General features: G+C 60.9%; 14 protein-coding genes. 9 read left to right on the top strand and 5 right to left on the bottom strand.

All coding sequences use genetic code 11. The features are described 5' to 3' along the window. Window positions 1-13 precede the first annotated feature (13 nt). From VMY05_06850 to VMY05_06860, 3 genes are read left to right on the top strand one after another with little or no spacing between them, the layout of a single operon-like run. Window positions 14-802 carry an RNA methyltransferase gene (locus VMY05_06850; protein ID HUV30786.1) on the top strand — a complete coding sequence of 263 codons (789 nt, stop codon included), beginning with the start codon at window positions 14-16 and terminating at the stop codon, window positions 800-802. Between the two features lie 7 nt (window positions 803-809). Further along, entirely contained in the window at window positions 810-1,868 is a 1,059-nt protein-coding gene (locus VMY05_06855; GenBank protein ID HUV30787.1) for a hypothetical protein, read from the top strand. Window positions 1,869-1,870: 2 nt separating this feature from the next. Then, the gene (locus VMY05_06860) at window positions 1,871-4,297 is read left to right on the top strand and encodes a S49 family peptidase (protein ID HUV30788.1); all 2,427 of its coding nucleotides are present in this window, start codon (window positions 1,871-1,873) and stop codon (window positions 4,295-4,297) included. A 54-nt stretch (window positions 4,298-4,351) separates the two neighbouring features. On the opposite strand, the gene VMY05_06865 is transcribed toward VMY05_06860, so the two are convergent. From VMY05_06865 to VMY05_06880, 4 genes are read right to left on the bottom strand one after another with little or no spacing between them, the layout of a single operon-like run. Then, the gene (locus VMY05_06865) at window positions 4,352-5,989 is read right to left on the bottom strand and encodes a PilX N-terminal domain-containing pilus assembly protein (GenBank protein HUV30789.1); all 1,638 of its coding nucleotides are present in this window, start codon (window positions 5,987-5,989) and stop codon (window positions 4,352-4,354) included. Window positions 5,990-6,004: 15 nt separating this feature from the next. After that, on the bottom strand, window positions 6,005-6,826 hold the full coding sequence (locus tag VMY05_06870) for a prepilin-type N-terminal cleavage/methylation domain-containing protein (protein ID HUV30790.1): 822 nt from the start codon (window positions 6,824-6,826) through the stop codon (window positions 6,005-6,007). A gap of 47 nt (window positions 6,827-6,873) precedes the next feature. Next, complete coding sequence (locus VMY05_06875) at window positions 6,874-7,701, bottom strand: hypothetical protein (GenBank protein ID HUV30791.1); 828 nt, start codon at window positions 7,699-7,701, stop codon at window positions 6,874-6,876. 8 nt (window positions 7,702-7,709) lie between these two features. Further along, entirely contained in the window at window positions 7,710-8,081 is a 372-nt protein-coding gene (locus VMY05_06880) for a prepilin-type N-terminal cleavage/methylation domain-containing protein (GenBank protein ID HUV30792.1), read from the bottom strand. A gap of 465 nt (window positions 8,082-8,546) precedes the next feature. Here VMY05_06880 and VMY05_06885 point away from each other — a divergent pair, with 465 nt between their 5' ends. The 6 genes from VMY05_06885 (at window position 8,547) to VMY05_06910 (ending at window position 16,941) form a co-directional block, all read left to right on the top strand. Beyond that, complete coding sequence (locus VMY05_06885) at window positions 8,547-9,971, top strand: aldehyde dehydrogenase family protein (GenBank protein ID HUV30793.1); 1,425 nt, start codon at window positions 8,547-8,549, stop codon at window positions 9,969-9,971. Window positions 9,972-10,137: 166 nt separating this feature from the next. Next, window positions 10,138-10,986, top strand: a complete 849-nt coding sequence (locus tag VMY05_06890; protein HUV30794.1) for a deoxyribonuclease IV — start codon at window positions 10,138-10,140, stop codon at window positions 10,984-10,986. Window positions 10,987-11,065: 79 nt separating this feature from the next. After that, the gene (locus VMY05_06895; GenBank protein HUV30795.1) at window positions 11,066-11,707 is read left to right on the top strand and encodes a class I SAM-dependent methyltransferase; all 642 of its coding nucleotides are present in this window, start codon (window positions 11,066-11,068) and stop codon (window positions 11,705-11,707) included. An 87-nt stretch (window positions 11,708-11,794) separates the two neighbouring features. Then, window positions 11,795-12,847, top strand: a complete 1,053-nt coding sequence (locus VMY05_06900) for a DUF933 domain-containing protein (protein HUV30796.1) — start codon at window positions 11,795-11,797, stop codon at window positions 12,845-12,847. 139 nt (window positions 12,848-12,986) lie between these two features. Then, the gene (gene lon, locus VMY05_06905; GenBank protein HUV30797.1) at window positions 12,987-15,383 is read left to right on the top strand and encodes an endopeptidase La; all 2,397 of its coding nucleotides are present in this window, start codon (window positions 12,987-12,989) and stop codon (window positions 15,381-15,383) included. 16 nt (window positions 15,384-15,399) lie between these two features. Next, window positions 15,400-16,941, top strand: coding sequence for an NAD(P)H-hydrate dehydratase (locus tag VMY05_06910; GenBank protein ID HUV30798.1), 1,542 nt, complete (start codon window positions 15,400-15,402; stop codon window positions 16,939-16,941). Between the two features lie 31 nt (window positions 16,942-16,972). Here VMY05_06910 and secA read toward each other — a convergent pair whose 3' ends face one another. Beyond that, window positions 16,973-19,954, bottom strand: a complete 2,982-nt coding sequence (secA, locus tag VMY05_06915; protein ID HUV30799.1) for a preprotein translocase subunit SecA — start codon at window positions 19,952-19,954, stop codon at window positions 16,973-16,975. Between the last annotated feature and the right edge of the window lie 122 nt (window positions 19,955-20,076).

Raw genomic sequence — 20,076 nt, forward strand, 5'->3', positions numbered from 1 at the left:
CGGGAAATAAAACGTGTCCATCACGCGAGCGGAATTAAAAAATCTGAAATCGCTCGGCACCAGGAAGGGACGGGCCGAAAACCGACTGTTTGCCGCCGACGGGGTCAGGCTGCTGGAAGAGGCGTTGCGGCACCGGTTCCGGCCGCGGACACTGTACTATGCTCCCGCTCTGCTCTCCGAGAGAGCAAGGCGGCTGGTCGACGATTTCGCTTCGGTGGGCGTGCCCACCGTGATACTGTCCGCCCGGGAGATGCAATCGGCTGCGGCGACGCGGGCCCCACAGGGTGTTCTCGGCGTTTTTGATCTGCCTGAGCAAGGATACGCACAACTTCAGAGGCCGTATCCTCGTAGGATTCTACTGGTCGAAGGCCTGTCCGACCCTGGCAACCTCGGCACCCTGATGCGTTCAGCCCTGGCTTTCAAGTTCGAGTTGTTGCTTCTGGCCGGGGCCTCGGCTGAAGCGTACGCTCCGAAGGTGGTACGGGCTTCGGCGGGCGCGATTTTTGGCCTTCCCGTGATGCGCCTTTCGCCGGACGAGGTGTGGGCGCTGATGCGAGCGGGGCGGTTTACGTTGATAGGCACGGCACAACAGGGTTGTGGGGAGTTCAAAAAGTTGGAATCGGCGGTGAAACATCGCAGGTTCATTGTCGCTGTCGGGTCGGAAGCCGAGGGTTTGTCAGCGGATACCCTGGGGCATTCCGACCTGTTGTGGCGCGTCAGCCATTCGACGGCGGTGGAATCGTTAAACGCGGCCGTGGCCGGGTCGATAGTAATGAAGCAGGTGTATGATGTCTGGCAGTGAGACAGCAGTGCGTATTGCAGGAATCTTCAGCCTTGTCGCTTTGATCGGGCTGTTGGCGGCCGACCGGGGGGCGGCCCAGGAAGTCGTCGAGAAAAGCAAGGGGCTTTATGCTACGAGAGAGTTAACGACGCGGGCGCCGATGGGGCCGGATGACCGGCTGCTGGTGCGATCGGCGGTGCATTTGAGCGGCTCGATTGTCCTTAAGGCGGCGGAGCAGGACGAGGTTGTCATCAGGTATACGATACAGGCTAAAACGGATACCCGCTCCAAGGCCATGGACTACATTGATCTCATCTCGGTCTCGCTTGACCAGTTACCGAATCAAATCCGGCTGGATATGCGGTCACCCAACCCGGCGCCGTGGCACCCCCAGTATGAGTCGGGCATCGTAGAGATGGAGGTCGCCCTGCCGAAGCGCTGTTTCGTCGAGGTGGAGGCTAGCTACTTCGACATCACGGCGCGGGGCCCGTTCAAAGGTTTCGTGGTGCTGTCATCTCTGGGGAGGATGGATATCTCCGACGTGACGGAACGGTTGGAGTTGTCCACCGCCAACCGTCGCGTAAACGTCGAGCGCATCACCGGCTTTGTAAGTGTGGCCACAACCAACTCCCTGCTCCAGGCGAACGATATCGTGGGGGAAGGGGCACAGGCGAAATTCCGCAACGACGGCGGGGACATCAAGATCGTCGGCTTCAGGGGGTCGATCAACGTCAGGAACCGGTACGGCCGCATCAGCGTCTCTGACTTCCAGCCTCGCGGCACGGGTAACTTCATACGCGGATCTTCAGGCCCCATTATCCTCGACATTGTCGACATGCCCTCCGGCCAGCTCGTTGTCAACAATCGTCATGAAGACATCGAGATTACGATACCGGATACGCTCCAGGCCTTTCTTTCGCTCGCCGTTGGTGAAGACGGTGTGATTGAGGCCACCAGCTTTCCCTTCACCACTGACCTGGTACAGCGCAATCGGCTTAACCTGCTCTCGGGCGACGGCCGGGTTGAAATCAGCAGTTCGATACGGGGACAGGGTAACATTTACATCAGAGGCGTCAAGGGAGAGTAGGCATGCACATGCTGGCGGGAGCGGCGGTTCAGGTGCTGACGTCGCTGGTTTTGCTGGCGACGGCACCATTGCCGCCGGAAAAAGTCGATCGCATAATGGCCCTGGACGGTGTGTTCTATTACCAGCCGGCGGCGTCGGTGTTCGGTGCGGAAGCGGCGTGGGTGAATCCAGGGGCTTTGGGCCGGTACCGTTCCTCCAGCCTGCTGCTGATGGCCGACTACCACGAAGGCCGCTACGGCCGGAGTTGGGGGACATGTCTCAGCCGTGACGGACTGGCGGTCGCCTACCGCACCGTCTACAACCCTTCGGGCAGCGACGTCAGGGAGTGGATCTTCTCCGGCGGTGTGCCCATCGGCCAGCGCGTGCATCTGGGGGTCTCGTACCGGTACTTCACGGGTGGTCCCGACTATTACAACAACCGGCATCTGTGGAACGTCGGCGTTGTTGGCCTGGCGCGGGGGCCGTTTGCCTTTGGCGCGGTCCTTTCCAACCTCAACCGGGGCAGAGTGGCCGGATCGCGCACCGAGATCGAGCAGCGGTACTCAGTTGCGTATCGGCCGTTCGGCCCCAAGCTGACGGCTGCGGTCGACCTTACGCTCTCGACCGGAACGCGCCTGGGCAACGCCGATTACGTGTATCACGCCGAGTACACGCCGATCCCGGGACTGTACCTCAACGCCGCGGCGGATTCCGACAGGAACTTCCAGTTCGGGTTTCGGGCCAATCTGCTCAAGTATTTTGTGGCTCAGAGGAGCCGTTTTGACAATCGCGGCCACGGCGGTCGCACCACGGCCATCCTCGGGCTGGTCCAGCATCGCCAGCCGTCGCTGATTCCGGAACCCCGGCGACGGCTTTTCCTGGGCGTGGCCGGTCGGCCCGCCGAGAACCCCCCTCGGCCCGTCTTTGGACGGAAGGAAATCGCCTTCGCACAACTGATCACGACCATATACCGGGCGGCTGACGACCCGTCCGTCGGCGAGTTCGTCATCGCCCTCCGCGGCCTGGCAGTCGGCTTTGGTCAGGCGCAGGAGCTCCGCCGCGCGCTGTCGTTCTTCAGGTCGAGGGGCAAGCGCGTAGTCTGCCATGTAACCTCACCGAACAACATCGGGTACTACGTGGCCTCGGCGGCGAATCAGATACTCATCCCGCCGGTGAGCCGGCTGCATCTGGTCGGTCTCAGGGCGGAGTTGACTTTTTATGCCGGCACCCTGGACAAGCTTGGCGTTTCCGTCGAGTTGCTGAAAGTGGGTGAATACAAGACAGCCGCTGAACGGTACGCTGGTTCGGCCTCGAGCCCGGAGAACCGTCAGCAGGTCAACCGCCTGCTGGATGATCTGTACGAGCAGTTGGTTGAGGCCATCGCCCTCGGTCGCGGCCTGACTCCCGATTCGGTGAGACGGATCATAGACAACGGACCGTTTACATCGGCTGAGGCGCTGCAGTACGGCCTGGTGGACGGGCTGAGCTACCGGGAGGACCTGGCGGCGAACTACCTGCATCCCGTGCCGGCTGTCTCGTTTCGAGGTTACGTGGCCGACACGGTGATGAACGACGGCTGGGAGCCGGTTCCGGTTCTGGCACTGGTGGTGGCGGAGGGTGAGATTTCCTCGGATGCCGGTGATACTTCCCCGCTGGGAGTGCCCCGGGACATAACCCCGGCAAAGATGAAGAAGGCCTTCACGAGTGCCCGTGGCAACCGTGACGCTAGGGCCATCGTCTTTCGCCTGAACTCGCCGGGCGGCTCGGCCCTGGCCAGTGATGCTATCCTGTTTGAGGCCGGGCGTGCGGCAGAGGACAAGCCGCTGTTCGTGTCCATGAGCAACGTTGGTGCGTCCGGCGCCTATTATGCCAGCATGTCAGCCGACCGCATTTTCGCCAACCCCGCGACCATCACCGGTTCGATCGGTATCTATGGCGGCAAGGCGGACTTCAGCCGGTTGTACGAGAAGATCGCCCTTGGCCGGGAACTGTATACAAGGGGGAAATTCGCCGGGATGCTGAGCACGACACGCCCGTTTACGGAAGAAGAGCGAGTCAGGTTTCGTTCGCACCTGAGTGCGTTCTACGATCATTTCCTGGAGTTGGTCGCAGAGAACCGTCGCCTGGCCATTGACTCGGCGGACGTCATCGCTCGCGGCCTGGTCTGGACCGGTCGGGAGGCGCTGGCCAACGGGTTGGTCGACGAACTTGGCGGCCTGCATGAGTCTCTGGAGTATGCCGCCGAGAGGCTCGGCCTGTCCGACTACCGGATAGCCATTTACCCGCGGATACGGCCGCTGTTCACCCTGCCCGGCGGCTCTTTGCTCAGGAGACTGGTCGAGTTCTTCGGCCTGCGTTCACCCGCAGAGACATTGACGAGAGACCTGGAGATGGTCTCCGGCGGCGAGTACCTTCTGGCCAGGATGCCGTTTGACATTGAGATAGAGTGACCGGCCGTATAGCGGGCAAAAAAAACCCGCCGTTTCCGGCGGGTTTCTGAATCCTCAACCGTCGAAGCCGACATATTTCTGCTGCCAGCCGGTGCGTTGGAACACTCTCACGGCCGGAGTTTCCGGCGGCATATTGGCCGGGTTGTCAAGGTCGGTGTCGTAGCTCCAGTTACGGATCGGTGGTGAGTAGTAGGTGCCGTTCCAGAGGCCGTCGGCCTGTGCCGACGTCCACAGGTTGACCATTGATCCCGACCAGTTGAAGGCCGTGCCCGTCCAGGTTTCCAGAAAGCGCGGAAGGTTCTCGAAACCGCCGCTGTAGTCGGAGGCCGTGGTTTCCACGTTCCCCGTCATGATCGAGGCGTTGACGGTTGTACTCACCGCCACTCGGGCGTCCTTTGAGCCTGTGCTCAGGCCATCCGCCCACGACCCGGAGAGAAACGTAACGGCATCGCCCATAATAGCCGCGGGTTGCTTGCTGACCGAGTTGAAATCCCCCTCCGTGTAGACGGGATTCTCCGAGGCAATCGTCAGGCCGGCGCCCAGTTGCGACCCGTTCTGAATCCGCAGGGCGGGGAAGTCGTTGGTGCCGGTGATCTTCTCCGAGCAATAGATGACACCGTTGGCCGGAGCGTAACCCTCGGCGTACAGCTTCTGTATGTCCAGTTCGGTGGCGTCGACCCACGAGGCCTCGCGCTGGTCATAAAAGGCGTCACTGGTGAACGTGATAATCCCCTTGGAGGTCATGTCAGCCGTCACGTCCACCCAGAGGCCGGCAAGGTACTGAAAGGCTTTGTTGTCAATAACTTTCAGGCTTGCCTTGTGCTCGTACGAGTCCGGGTTGCTGCCGCCCGGTTCGATGATCTTATGCGGGTCACCGCCGGTGGTGCTCAACGGAAGGTTCAGGTCGGTCTGCCCATGGGCCGCGTCCTGAACCCGGCCCTGCCAGCGGGCCACGGAAGAGTCGTACCAGTGTGCGTCGCTCGATTCCAGCCAGCCCGCTCCCTCCTGCATGGAAACGTAGTTACCGTAGGCATCCTTGACCTGTACGTCGCCGGTGCCCACTGCGCCCGGTCCTTTTCGACCGTGGAGTATATTCCCCGATGCGGTAACGTAGCTGTCCATCCGGAGAAGCGAGTTGGCCTGAAGATACATGTCTCCGTTGCAATGCACGCGGCCGATCAGCGACATGTCGGGTCCGGGAGCGATCTCCAGGTCATTGCCGTAGAAGACGGCGAACTGAAAGATGGGCACGAGGGCCGTTTCGAACGACTGGGTCATGATGAGCTTGGCGCGCTCGATGGCGCTGCTGGCGACCGAGTTGACGGTAAAGGACTTGACGAGGGCGTGCAGGCCGGCCAGGGAGCCCGTCCCGAGCCTTCGCTGGGCGGCGGGTCCGTCGTCCACCGTCATATAAGTCACTCGGCAGTGGTTTACCGAGTCCGTTCCGGACGGCATGGTCGTCGGCGGAACCCCGGTGGTTTCATACTGAGACTGCAGGTTGGCGGCGGCGCACTCCAGGCCGGTCTCGGCCGCGTAGAACGCGCGCATCTCCTGCATTTCGTTGCTGGCGACCTGTACCTCGTCATCGGACGTCGACAGGGCCGCGAGCCCGATCAGAGTCAGCATGCCTACCATGATCAGCGCAATCAGAGTGGCAAACCCACGCTGCGAACACAAACGAGTCGATTTCATTGTCTTCACCTGCCTTTATACCCCGACGTTTCGAAGGTTGACGGACGAGGTGTAGGTTCTGGTCCGGTAGGGGTCTTGAGCGTTATCCTGGTTAGGCTGATCGGATCGGGCCGTAACTGAAATGATGACCTCGCGGATGTGTTTTGACAGCAGCGGTGTCATCACGACCACTCCGTTGCTCAGCCGGTATGTAAACTGCAAATCGGCGATATTCTCGGCATACACCTGAGGGCTCTGGTTCCCGTGCTGAATCATCAGGTCGGGGTGGTCCGGATCCGTAGTCTGGTCGACGAAGAACTTCACTTCATTCATGTCCAGGACGACGGAGTTGGCCCCGTACGCCCTGGAAAGCACCATGGTGTTGTGCTGAAGGTGCAGTGATCCGGTCTGTACCTCGGTCAGCTGGAACCATTCACCGCCTCCGAAATCGGGGTCGAACATATACACCCACTGGCCGTCGAAGAAGCAGGAGACGTCCCCGGCGCACTTCAGTTCGGAGGACGGCTGCGGCATGGCCTCGGACAGGCGGGTGGCACAGCCGGAGGCGACGTAGCGGACGGTAATGGTGTCCGGGTTGGAATTGGCCGCGACGACGGATTCCAGGCTTGCCGGCATGCCGTGGCCGGCCATGCGGATATGGCGCGTCAGTTCGTCGATTGAGGCCCGGGCGTTCTGCTGTATGGTAGTAATGTTGTCCTGCACGAGATAGTTCTCGTGCTGCGTCAAATACAGCTTCATGATGGCCATGGTGACGATTCCGGTTATGGCCAGGGCGATCAGCGCCTCGAGCAGCGTCGCGCCCCTCATGCCGTTGTGATTGTTCACTTCTGCCTTCATAGTATCTCTCGCGCCGGGTCAGTTGCCTCCGGCTGCACTGTCCGGTGTTACACTCCGAGGTTTCTCAGGCTCACGGACGAAGTATACAGCCTCGTTCGATACGGGTCGCCCGGCTTATCCGGGTCCGGATCATCAGACCTGGCCGTTACGGTGATAATGACCTCATGTATATCGTTGACCAGTATCGGCTCATCGACGAGCATGCCGTTGGCCAGCCGATACCTGAACTGCAGGTCGACGACGTCCTCGGCGTACACCTGCGGGTTATGCCCGATCGGCTGCACCATCAGGCACGGGTGATCGGGATCGGTGGTGTTGTCAATGAAGAATTTCATCTGCGTGAGCGCCAGCAGGATGGCGTTGGCATCGTAAGCCCTGGAGAGGGCCATCGTATTATGCTGAATATGGTATGCCGGGCCCTGGACTTCGGTAATTTCGAACCATTCGCCGCCGCCGGAGTCGGGGTCATAGATGTAGACCCACTGGCCGTCGTGAAAACACGTTATGTCAAGACCGACGGCGGTCTTGAGCTCGGCGGACGGCAGCGGCATCGCGGAGGCGAGATAGGTGTCGCAGTTGCCGGCCTTGTACGAGATCGTGATCGTGTCGGGGTTGGTGTTGGCCGCCGTGATAGCTTTCAGCCCGGCCGGTAGCTCATTGCCGGCCATGCGGATCTGCCGTGTCAGTTCGTCGATCGAGGCCCGTGCGTTTTGCTGGATCGTGGTGATGTCATCCTGGGTCAGGTAATTCTCGTGCTGTGTCAGGTACAGCTTCATAATGGCCATCGTGACAACGCCCGTGATGGCCAGAGCGATGAGCATCTCGAGGAGCGCCGCCCCCCGTCGCTCGAGCGGGATTCTGTACAATCTTTTCATGGCGTCACCTATACCGAGTCGGTTCTGATTTTCGTCGTCATGGAGTTGACGTGCTGCTGCGCCCGGATGTCTTCCCAGTGGATCTGCACGCGTACTTCTCTAAGGTGGGTTCCGGCGTTGCTGACCGTCCAGTTGCGAACGAAGCCCTGCGCCGTGTCACTGCCGTCGGTCAGGCTACTGTCCTTGATGCTGCGCAGTTGTTCGAGTTTCTCCTGGAGCAACTGGGTGGCTATGGTGGTTTTGTTGGACCAGTCGTTGCCGTCCAGAGCGACCATGGCCATGTTCAGAAGCAGCAGTAGCGCAAAGCTCAGGATTATCATGGCAATGAGAACTTCGAGCAAAGTAACGCCGCGCTGACTTTTAAGGACCGTCGTTTTCATAGGCTCATATCCTCTTTTCCGGGCTGGATGAATGTAAACGGTCTGCCGTGCCGCAGAAAATCGGCAGGATTGGTAGACAATAGTGATAACCGGCTGTGCGGCAGGAAGTTAGGCTCGATCGCCGACCACCGCGGAGAAGCCCTCAGCGGCGGCTGGCCAGCCCCGCCGAAAGGTTAGGGCCGCTCTTTCATCGACCGTTCGCTACACCTGTGGGGAAGCCCCCATATGTCGACGGGTTCCGGCGGGTCCGGGGAAGGCGTCGGATCGCCGTGCGACCGGTCCCTTTTCCCTTGGTCCGACCGGGGCTCCATTGTATTATCGCACTGGGTCGTCGTTTAGCGACCAACCGACCTTATCAAGTGGAAACAGCTGCCCGGTGGACTACACGGAGAACGTAAAAACTGACCGAGCGACTCGGATCGCTGGTCTGTCCGATATAGCACGTTCATACTTCGGAGTTAGATGATGGCAAAGCACTATAAGATGTACCTGGGCGGCAGGTGGGTAGACCGCAAGAACCGAATCACGGTCATCAATCCGTACGACAACTCGCCTGTGGGTACCGTTGCGGCCGCATCCAAAGCGGATTATACGAAGGCAATCGGTATTGCGCACGAGACTTTTGCTCTTACCCGCGAGTTGCCGGCATACAAGCGTGAGGAGGCGCTTCTCGGCATCGCCGCCGGGCTGGAGAAGAACGTCGACAAGTTCGCCGCGATGATGTGCCGGGAGCTTGGCAAGGCCTATCGTGATTCGCGCGGCGAGGTAATGCGTTCGGTCGGCGTCTTCCGCGCTTCGGCCGAGGAGGCCAAGCGTATCGGCGGCGATATCATGGATCTGGACTGGTCGCCGGGTTCCGAGACGCGCCTGGGCCTGGTGCGGCGGTTTCCACGAGGGGTCATCGCCGGCATATCGCCGTTCAACTTTCCGCTGAACCTGGTAGCCCACAAGGTCGGACCGGCCATTGCCTCGGGCAATACGATCGTCATCAAGCCGGCCTCGGCAACGCCGATCGTGGCGCTCATGCTGGCCGAACTTATCGACCGGACCGATCTGCCCAAGGGGGCGGTGTCGATTCTGCCCGGCTCCGCGAGTGAATCGTCACCCCTTCTGGAAGACGACCGCGTCAAGCTCATCACCTTTACCGGCTCGATGGATGTAGGCTGGTGGATCAAGGCCCGCAGCGGCAAGAAGCCGGTGGTGCTGGAACTCGGCGGGAACGCCGGGGTGGTCGTGGCCGACGACGCCGACCTGGAGTACGCCGCCACGCGCATTCTTTACGGCGCGTTTGCTTCGGCGGGGCAATCCTGCATATCCGTGCAGCGGATTTTCCTGCACGAGGACGTTTACGACAGGTTCGTCAAGACCTTTGTGACCAGGCTCAGGAAGCTCAAGGTGGGCGATCCTCTTGATCCCGAGACCGACATCGGCACCATGATCGACGCCAAAGCGGTGCAAAACACCCTGGCCATGATAGACGAGGCGGTCGCCCAGGGAGCGACCGTGCTGGCCGGCGGCAAGGCCAAAGGCAGCAGCATGCAGCCGACTTTGCTCGGAAACGTCAGACCCGACATGGGGGTGTGCTCGAAAGAGGTGTTCGCACCGCTGGCGGTGCTGCTGAAGTACCGGGATTTCAAGGCCGTTATCGACGAAGTGAACAATTCGTCTTACGGCCTGCAGGCGGGGATTTTTACCAACCGCCTCAAAGACGCCTTTTACGCCTTCAAGTACACGGAGGTCGGGGGGGTGGTCATCAATGATATCCCCACCTTCCGAGCCGATCACCAGCCTTACGGGGGCGTCAAGGATTCCGGCCTGGGCCGCGAGGGCATCCGGTACACCATTGAGGACATGACGGAGCTAAAGATCCTGTCACTGAATCTCAAGTAGCAACCGAACCGGGCGGACGACTCGTCGGCGGGCCGGGGACGCTGCCACATCGCTATTCGGGACGTGGAAGTACGAGAACTCGCGTGCTGATTTCTCCTTTGTGCTCGGCGGGGGACCGGGTTATTATGACGAGGGTAGCCACGAATTCAAATCTGACAGAGGTACCATGCAGTTCGGAGCACATGAATCGATAGAGGGGGGCGTGTTCAACGCCATCGTGCGGGGGCGGCAAGCCACCTGTGACACGATTCAGATGTTCAACAAGTCCAACAACCAGTGGCGGGCCAGGAAACTGGGAAAAGAAGAGCTGGATGAGTACTTCCGGCTGATCGAGGAGACCGGGGTTACCGTTTCAGTCTCGCATACCAGCTACCTGATAAACATCGCCTCGCCGGACAAAGCCCTGAACGAGAAATCGTACCTGTCCCTCAGGGAAGAGTTGGAACGCTGCGAGGTGCTCAAAATTCCGAACCTGGTCATGCACCCGGGTTCGCACGTCGGGTCCGGTGAGCAGGCCGGGCTTGACCAGATCGCCCGGAACGTCAACCGGCTCTTCGATGACCTTCCGCAGAACACTTGCACGCTGCTGATGGAGACGACGGCCGGGCAGGGCAGCAATCTCGGGTACACCTTCGAGCAACTGGCCTACCTGATCGACAAGACGGAAGACAAGGACCGCATCGGCGTTTGTCTGGACACGTGCCACATCTTTTCCGCCGGGTATCCGATCACGACGGTGAAGGATTACCGTCAGACCATGAAGACGTTCGACGAGGTGATCGGCCTGGATCGGCTGCGCATCATTCACGCCAACGACAGTCTGAGGAAGTTCGGCGACCGCAAGGACCGTCACGAGGATATCGGCAAGGGGCATATCGGGCTGGACGGCTTCGCCAACTTCGTCAACGACAAGCGCCTGAAGGACGTGCCCATGATTCTCGAAACCCCGAAGGGGGAGGACCTGGCAGAGGATATTGAGAACCTGAAGGTGCTCAGGGGTCTGGTCACGAAGTAGGCGGCATCCGGGGGCCGACGGGGCATGGTCCTCAACGGAGGAGCGTATCGGCGGTTACTACGACGAGAAGCTGGCGGCGATGCAGCTGAAACGCTGCTACGAGATCGCCCCGCCACGGGTCCGGCAATACCTTGAAGCCGAAGTACAGCACGTGCTGGGTTACCTCCGCGAGGATCATCTGGTACTGGAGACGGGGTGCGGTTACGGGCGCATCCTGCCGGCCCTGGCGTCCCGGGCGGCCACGGTGGTCGGCATCGACACCTCGCTCTCCAGCCTGCTTCTCGGCAGGGAGATGCTTGCCGACCTGCCCGATTGTCACCTGGCCTGCATGGATGCGGCCCGGATGGCTTTTCGCGACGACGTCTTTGATTGCGTGGTCTGCATTCAGAACGGTATCTCAGCTTTTCACGTGGACCGGGAAACGCTCATCCGCGAGTGCGTTCGCGTCACCCGGCCCGGGGGGATGGTCCTTTTCTCCAGTTATGCGGACAGCTTTTGGGCCGATCGCCTGGCCTGGTTTGAGCTTCAGGCCGAGGCGGGGCTGCTGGGCGAGATTGACCGGGAGCGAACGGGTGATGGCCAGATCGTCTGCAAGGACGGGTTCACGGCGACAACCGTGCGGCCGGCCCGGTTCAGGTCACTGGCCGGGCAGCTCGGCCTGCGGGCGCAGATTGTCGAAGTGGACGGCTCCAGCCTGTTCTTCGAGATTATGGTTGGTTGATCCGGCCTTTGTGACGCCTGCCGGATACGGGTCCGGCCAACATCGTCCTTGCGACGGCCGGGGAATTCCCCTATCTATTAAGTGGATATGAAACTCGGGATTATCGGCAAGCCGCAGTCCGGCAAGACGACCGTCTTTAACGCCGCGTCAGGGCAGCAGGCGACGGTGGGAGACTATTCACAGGCCGTACACCGGGCAGTGATCAAGGTGCCCGACGAGCGTCTGGGCAAACTGGCCGAGATCGTCCAGCCACAGAGAGTTACGCCCGCCGAAATCGAGTTTCTGGATGCCGCCGGTTTCACCGGCAAAGGCAAGCAGGCGACCGACCTGGAGATCACCCAGGACCTTCGCCAGATGGAAGCCTTTGTCATGGTGGTGGACGCCTTCTCCCCGGACGCCAATCCGGAAACGGACATCCGGAATCTGATCGATGAAATGATCCTGCTCGATCAGGCCCTGGTCGAAGGCATCATCGCCAAGCACGAGCGCAAGGCCAAACTTACGGGTGACAAGTCTGAAGCTCGTCACGTGGAACTGCTCCACCGATGCCTGGCCGCGCTTGAGGAAGAACGGCTTCTGATCGAGATGGATTTCGCTGATAATGAGGACAGGATACTGCGGGGATATCAGTTCCTCACCCGTAAACCGGTACTGATAGTGTTGAACATAGTCGAACAATCCTTGCCCGAGACCGAGCGAGTACTCGAGCAGTATCGCCATTTCGCCGCTGCGGGCAGGCGTGACCTGGCCGTGCTGTGCGGCGAGATTGAGATGGAGCTGGCGGCCCTCGAGAATGCCGAACGGCAGGCCTTCCTAAATGATCTGGGGATTGCGACACCGGCCGTACAGCAGGTAATTCAGAAATCATACTCGCTGCTGGGGCTTATCTCGTTTTTGACGGTGGACGGTCCCGAGGTGCGTGCCTGGCCGGTCAGGAAGGGGACTATCGCTCACCGGGCGGCTGGTGTGGTTCACTCGGACATGGAACGCGGTTTTATTCGCGCCGAGGTGGTGCCGTTCGAAGATTTTGTGCAGTACAAGACGCCGCAGACGCTCAAGGCGGCCGGTAAAATGCGCCTGGAGGGTAAGGAATACGTGGTTCAGGACGGCGATGTAATTTTCTTTCGTTTTAACGTGTGAACGGCGCGCAACTCCGGGGGCCGACACGCGTTAGATCGAGTGGCGGCATGTGTGTGCGACCACACCCTGCCGGTGGTCAAATTTTGAGCAGATCAGCCGATAGATACTGCAAAAGCGATTGTCACGTAACGAGGGTGTTTTGACTGATATTCTTGAGAAATCGGGAGTAGACGAAACCGTCGAGACCCGTGTGCTGCCGGTTCTCCCGCTCCGGGGAGCCGTGGTCTATCCGTTCCTGGTCGTGCCCCTGATGATTCAGGAGGCGCAACAGGCTCGCCTGGTGGATGAAGCCCTGATGCGCGGTTCCCGGATCGGAATGTTCCTGCAGAAGGATGCCTCGGTGGAAACGCCCGGTCCGGAGGACCTGAACCTGGTCGGCACCGCCGGTAACATCCTGAAAATGCTCCGTTTTCCGGACGGTACGGTACGCTTCCTGATTCAGGGACTGGAGCGTATACGGATAGTGCGATTCATCACGGATGCGCCTCACCTGATGGCTGAGGTCGAGCCGCTGGAGGAGGTCGGCGGCCACAGTCTGCGCACCGAGGCGCTTCAGCGGAACCTGCTCGATCACGTCAAGCAACTGGTTGAACTGGCTCCGTACCTGAACGAGGAGTTCCACGTTTCGGCGGTCAACCAGGACACACCCTCCAAGCTGGCCGACCTGGTGGCGTCCAATCTGAATATCTCCATCGAGAAGAAACAGGAGATTCTCGAACAGCTTGACGTATCCGGTCGGCTGGAGAGCCTGTACCATGCGGTCAAGAAAGAGATCGAGGTTCTCGAGCTGTCGCAGAAGATTCAGTCCCGGGCGGCCAGCGAACTGGGCAAGTCGCAGCGCGACTATATCCTGCGCGAGCAACTCAAGGCGATCAGGCGGGAACTGGGCGACACCGACGAGTCCTCGGAGATCGAGGAGTTCGAACGCCGCATCAAGCAGGCCAAGATGCCCGAGGTGGCTGAGCAGGCGGCCTATCGGGAGGTTGACCGCCTCTCACACATGTCGCCTTCGTCGGCCGAGTATACGGTCGCCCGCACCTACCTGGACTGGCTGGTGAACCTGCCGTGGTCCGTTTCGACAAACGACATTCTCGATCTCGACAAGGCCAAGAAGGTGCTTGACGAGGATCACTATAATCTTACCCGGGTCAAGGAGCGCATTCTCGAACACCTGGCCGTGCGAAAGCTCAAATCAGACATCAAGGGGCCGATCCTGTGCTTTGTCGGTCCTCCCGGGGTAGGCAAGACGTCGCTCGGGAAATCAATCGCACGCGCCATGGGGCGCAAATTCGCACGCGTGTCGCTGGGCGGTATGCGCGACGAGGCCGAGATTCGTGGTCACCGCCGGACGTACATCGGCTCCATGCCGGGCCGGATCATCCAGTCCATCAAACGCTGCGGGTCGAACAATCCCGTCATTATGCTCGACGAGGTCGACAAGATCGGGTCGGACTTTCGGGGCGACCCGGCCTCGGCCCTCCTGGAGGTGCTCGATCCCGAGCAGAACGATTCCTTCAGTGACCTCTATCTCGACCTGCCGTTTGACCTGTCCCGGGTGATGTTTATTACGACCGCCAACTGGACGGAACCGATATCACACGTCCTGCGCGACCGCATGGAGTTGATCAGGCTGCCCGGCTACACCGACATGGAAAAACTGGCCATCGCCAAGAAATTCCTGGTCCCCAAACAGCTTGAGAACCACGGGCTGACGAAAAGCAATCTGTTTTTCGGGGAGACGGCCCTTAAGGCGCTGATCGAGGATTACACGCGGGAGGCCGGGCTGAGAAACCTGGAACGGGAAATCGCGTCCGTGACGCGGAAAGTGGCCCGCAAGGTGGCCGGCGGCCGTCGCCAGAGGGTTAAGGTCGAAGCCCGGGACCTTGCGAGGATGCTGGGGCCGAAGCGGTTTACGCGCGAAACTCTCAGCCGCCAGCCGCGAGTCGGCGTCGTCCCCGGGCTGGCCTACACCTCGGCCGGAGGCGAGTTGCTGTTTGTCGAGGTGACCTCGATGCCCGGCAAGGATCGCCTGACGCTGACCGGGCAGCTCGGCGACGTCATGAAGGAATCGGCACAGGCGGCCCTGTCGTTCGTCCGATCCAACAGCAGCGAACTGAAAATCCCCGGCTCGGTGTTCGAGCAAAGAGACATCCATATACACGTCCCGATGGGAGCCACGCCGAAGGACGGGCCTTCTGCAGGAATCACCATAGCCGTTGCCCTGGCCTCGCTTCTGACCGGGTGTCCGGTGAAATCCTGCATGGCCATGACCGGTGAGATCACCCTGCGCGGCGAGATGCTGCCGGTCGGCGGATTGAAGGAGAAGCTGCTCTCGGCGGTGCGTCTCGGCGTCAAGACCGTTGTCCTGCCGGCTGACAACCGTAAGGACATCACCGAGGTCCCGCCGGAAGTCAGGAAGAAGATCAAGTTTAAGTTCTTTACGGACGTTATTTCCGCCATTAGATTTGCTCTCGAAAAGCCCGTGAAAGACGGTCGCCGCAGGAGCGCGGCGCCGGCCGAGAAATGCAAGGCATAACTGGCAGGTTTCCTTCATGAAGCTGGTCACATCGGCCCAGATGCGGCAGGTTGACCGCGAGAGCATCGACAACCGCAAGATCCCCGGCGAGCAACTAATGGAGAACGCCGGCCGGGGCATCGCTATCGCCATCCTCGACGAAGTCATCACCAGCCCCTCGCAGAGCAGCGTCGCGGTTCTGTGCGGCAAAGGGAACAACGGCGGGGACGGCTTCGTGGTGGCGCGCTACCTGCACCAGGCCGGCGTGCACGCTGACGTCTACTTCATCGGGCCGATTCAAAGTCTTTCCGAGGATGCCCGGCTGAACTTCGACCGCGCCGCCGGTGCCGATGTCGACCTCCACGAACTGAGGACGGCCGGTGATCTGCCGGAGGATACGGCCTGCGACTTCGTCATCGATGCCGTTTTCGGCACCGGTTTCACCGGGGAACCGCAAGGGCTGGCCGCCGATATCATTGAGTATATCAACCGGCAGGACGCCCAAATAATTGCCGTCGACCTCCCCTCGGGTCTGAACGCCGATACCGGCCGGTACGAGGGAGCGGTGGTTCAGGCCGATTATACCTTCACGCTGGCCCTGCCCAAGTACGGCCTGTACGTCTCGCCCGGGCGAGAACTGGCCGGTCGAGTGAAGGTGATACCGATCGGGGTTCCCGACGACGTTATCGACGGCTTTGACTTGAACAACGAGTTGATCACCGAGGAATGGGTCACGGAGCGGTTGCCGGTGCGCAAGCCCGACGGCCACAAGGGGGATTTCGGGCGGTTGCTGGTCCTGGCCGGATCGACCGGCATGACCGGAGCGGCTTCCATGGCGGCGCTGAGCGCCCTGAGAGCCGGATGCGGCCTGGTCAAAGTCGGCTGCCCGCAGAGTGTCCAGCCGGTCCTGGCCGTCAAGCTCACCGAGGCGATGACGCATCCGCTGCCCGACGTTGCCCGCCGCGGGAAACTCGCCCTGCGCGGACTCGGCGAGATACGCAAGCTGCTCGATGAGAACGACGCCGTGGTCATCGGTCCGGGCATCGGCCGGAACCACCAGACGTTTGAACTTATCCGGCGCCTCGTGGCCAAGCTCGACAAACCGGCCATAATCGACGCTGATGGGCTGAACGCACTGGCGGGTCACACCGAAGCGATCAAAGAGTGCCCGTCCATGCCCGTGCTGACGCCGCATCCGGGCGAGTTCGCGCGGCTTGTCGGAAGCACTGTGCCTGAGGATATCCAGGAGCGGGCCGAGCTTGTGCGCACGGTGGCGACGGAACTGGACGTCGTGCTCGTGCTGAAAGGTTCACCCACGCTGGTCGCGGCACCGGGCGAGTGCTGCTACCTGAATCCGACCGGAAACCACGGCATGGCCAGCGGCGGGTCGGGTGACGTGCTCTCAGGGATAATCGGTTCGTTTCTGGCGCAGGGTATGGACCCGCTGGATGCGGCCGTGGCCGGGGTTTACGTGCACGGCCTGGCCGGTGATTTCGCTGCGGATATAGTCACGCCCCGCTCAATGATCCCCGGCGACATGATCGAGACGCTTCCGGAAGTGTTTGAAGTGCTGGAATAGAGGGCTGCTGCTTTTTCCGCCAACGTCCGTTCTACGTTTCCTTCCCATGGCATTTTTTGTATTTCTTGCCGGAGCCGCAGGGGCAGGGGTCGTTTCGGCCGACCTTGGCGCTGGCGCGTCTGACTGTCCGGATCTGGCGGCCGGCCTGTGAGGCCTCGGCCATCGGGTTCGGTCCCGCCGCCTGGGGCATTCCCTCGGGCGCCTGAACGGCCGACTGGATGCCCATGCCGGTGGTGTCGGCGTGCGAGGCCACCATGTCGCCTTCACGGCGCCGCTCGGCGCGGGAAGGTTCCGGGACGTTTACCTGGAGTTTGAAGACGAGATTGACGATCTCTTTGTCGATGGTCGCGACCATCGACTGAAACATGCCGAAGGCCTCGCGCTTGTAGATGTCGATCGGTTTGCCCATGGCGCCGTGGTAGGCGCGCAGGCCGATGCCGGCGCGCAGCTCATCCATCTCGGCCAGGTGGTCGCGCCAGTGACGGTCGATGGTGGAGAGAACGGCGTAGCGCTCGAGCTGGCGCATGATCTCGTCACCGTAAGCGGTCTCCTTCTGCGTGTAGATCATCATGACGGCCTGCCTGACGTTTTCGCGCAGCTTGTCGACCTTCAGGCCGGGGACGTCTTCTTCCCGGAAGCGCAGGTTCAGCAGGAAGACCTTGCGGAGTTCGTCGGTGAACCCGTTGAGGTTCCAGTTTTCCGGGTACTCGCTTTCGGCGCAGAACTCGTCGATCAGCCGGTCCAGGACCTCGTCGATCAACTCGAGCACCTCGTCCTTGATGGACTCGCGCTCCAGGGCGGAGAGCCGCCGCTCGTAGATCCACCTGCGCTGGACGTTCATCACGTCGTCGTAGTCAAGGGTGTGTTTGCGGATGGCGAAGTTCTGCAGTTCGACTTTTTTCTGCGCCCGTTCGATAGCCCGTGTTACCATGCGGTGGGTGATGACTTCACCGTCCTGGACGCCGAGTCTGTCCATGATCCTGCCGAGCCGTTCGCCGCCGAACAGGCGCATGAGGTCGTCCTCGAGGGAGAGGAAGAAGATCGACGAGCCGGGGTCGCCCTGTCGTCCGGAGCGGCCGCGCAACTGCCGGTCGATGCGGCGGGACTCGTGGCGTTCGGTGCCGACGATGTGGAGGCCGCCGACGTCGATGACGCCGGCTCCGAGCTTGATGTCGGTGCCTCGCCCGGCCATGTTGGTGGCGATGGTCACGGCGCCGGGTTCGCCGGCGTAGGCCACGATTTCCGCCTCGCCCTGATGCTGTTTGGCGTTGAGCACGTTGTGGTTGATGCCGGTGCGCTTGAGCATGCGCGAAAGCGTCTCGGAAACCTCGACTGAGACCGTGCCGACGAGCACGGGCCTGCCGCGGCGATAATTCTCGACGATTTCATTGATAATGGCGTTGTATTTTTCACGCCGGGTGCGGTAGATCTGATCCTCCACGTCCGTCCGGACCACCGGCACGTTGGTCGGGATCACCATGACGTCGAGCTTGTAGATATCCCAGAATTCCGAGGCTTCGGTCTCGGCCGTGCCGGTCATGCCGGCCAGCTTCTCGTACATGCGGAAGTAGTTCTGCAGCGTGATGGTGGCCAGGGTCTGGCTTTCGGCCTCGATGCGGACGCCTTCCTTGGCCTCGATGGCCTGGTGGAGCCCGTCGGAGTACCGCCGACCGGCCAGAATGCGCCCCGTGAACTCGTCGACAATCATCACCTTGCCGTCCTGAAGAACGTACTCGACGTCCTTCTCGTAGAGCGAATAGGCCCGCAGCAGCTGGTTGATGGCGTGCACCTTTTCAGATCTCTCGGCGTGGACCCGGTAGATCTCGTCCGTTTGGCGCTGCCGGTCCTCGGCGGTCAGGGATTCATCCCCTTCCAGTTCCGAGAGCATGGTGGCCAGGTCGGGGATTTCGAACAGCTTCTGTTCTTCCTTGGAGAACTGGGAGCTGCCCAGGTCGGTAAGGGCGATGGTGTGTTCGCGTTCGTCGATGAAGTAGTAAAGGCGGTCGTCGATCTGGTGCAACTTCTTGTCGCGCATGTAGGCCGACTCAACGTCGGTCATCAGCCGCTTCATGCCCGTCTCTTTGAGCGTTTTCAGGAGCCGCTTGTTCTTGGGGGCGCCCCGGTTGACCGCCAGCAGCAATGACCCGGCCTCGAATTCGTCCTCGGACCGGCCGCCTTCCAGCAGTTGCTCAACCTTCGTCATCATGTCGCTGACAAGCGTCACCTGCTTGCGCACGAGAGTCTCGACGATGGGCCGCATTTCGCGATAGCGGTCGTGCGTGCTGGACTCGACCTGGCCGGAGATGATAAGGGGGGTGCGCGCCTCGTCTACGAGAATCGAATCCACCTCGTCGATAATAGCGTAGAAGAAATTGCGGTGCACGCGGTCCTCGGCGCGCTGGGCCATGTTGTCGCGCAGGTAGTCGAAGCCGAACTCGTTGGCGGTTCCGAAGGCGATGTCACACTCGTACATTTCGCGGCGTTCGGCGTTCGTCATCTGGTTCTGGATGACCCCCACCGTCAGGCCGAGAAACTCGTAAATCCTGCCCATCCACTCGCGGTCACGGCGGGCAAGGTAATCGTTGACCGTGACCAGGTGCACGCCTTTGCCGGCAAGCGCGTTGAGGTAGGTCGGCATAGTCGCCACCAGCGTTTTGCCTTCACCGGTGGCCATTTCCGCGATCTTTCCCTGGTGCAGGGCGATGGCGCCGAGCAACTGGACGTCAAACGGCACCATGTTCCACTCGGTGGGGATGCCGACCACGTCCCACGTGCTGCCCAACAGACGGCGGCAGGTATCCTTGACGACGGCGAAGGCCTCGGGCATGATGTCGTCGAGCGTCTCGCCGGCGGCCAGGCGCTGCTTGAATTCGTCGCTCTTGCCTTTCAGCTCGTCGTCGCTAAGTTTCTGGTACTCCTCGAAATAACGGTTTATCTCCCCGATATACGGGGTGAGCCGTTTGGCGTCGCGTTCGTGTTTGGTCCCAAATACCGTGGTCAGCAGGTTTTTCATAGCCGGATTATACCCTGTTTTCGCATCAACCTTGCAAAATACACAATCGGACTCTCAAAGGCAATTTAAGTCTTGAACCCAGCGCCGGCCCCGTGAGCGTTCCGCCGCGACGCCTTTGCATA

The sequence above is a fragment of the Acidobacteriota bacterium genome, assembly GCA_035529075.1.
Lineage (GTDB): Bacteria > Zixibacteria > MSB-5A5 > GN15 > FEB-12 > DATKXK01.